2 protein-coding genes are annotated in these 535 nt (G+C 73.5%); both read left to right on the top strand.

The annotated features are described in order from the left end of the window. The first annotated feature begins 64 nt into the window (after window positions 1-64). A complete protein-coding gene (locus tag AX681_RS19010; RefSeq protein ID WP_082749627.1) occupies window positions 65-340 on the top strand; it encodes a gene transfer agent family protein in 276 nt (91 codons plus the stop codon). Continuing rightward, window positions 337-535, top strand: a 199-nt coding sequence (locus AX681_RS23470; protein WP_156456143.1) for a phage tail assembly chaperone, incomplete at its 3' end; no start/stop codon positions are given. The genes AX681_RS19010 and AX681_RS23470, both read left to right, overlap by 4 nt.

Raw genomic sequence — 535 nt, 5'->3', positions numbered from 1 at the left:
CCCCAACCCCTCCCCTGAAGGGGAGGGGCTTGCCCTTGCCAATCCGGCACGCGGTGAGGCTTCGGTGCGTGTAGCTGGGACCCTGCTGGTGCTGCGACCCTCGTTCACCGCGCTGGTGGCAGCGGAGCAGGAGTTAGGGCCGTTGTTCGCGCTGGTCGAGCGGGCGGCGGAGGGGCGACTGGGGCTGGGCGAGATGGTCGCCCTGTTCTGGCACTGTCTGAAGGAGCGGCCCGAGGGGCTGACCCGTGAGGCGTTCGGCGAGGGGGTGACGGCGGGCGGACTTGCCGGCGCGACCCCGGCGTTGCGCGTGCTGATCGGGCAGATTTTGGCGGGGCGGTGAGCGGGTCGCCTGGGGAGGGCCCCCTCCACCGTGCTGCGCACGGTCCCCCTCCCCGTGCCGGGGAGGATTTTAGTCGCTCAGCGGCGCGGCTGGCCGGGCAGGCGGGGGTGGCGTTCGGGTGGACGCCGGAGCTGTTCTGGAATGCGACGCCGGCCGAGCTGGCGGTGCTGGTGCGGGCGGTGGCTGGCGAGGCGG

Source organism: Sphingomonas sp. CCH9-E2, assembly GCF_001557215.1.
Classification (GTDB): Bacteria; Pseudomonadota; Alphaproteobacteria; order Sphingomonadales; family Sphingomonadaceae; genus Sphingomonas.
The sequence above is the reverse complement of the archived record's forward strand: the minus strand, read 5'-3'. Positions and strand labels throughout refer to the sequence as shown.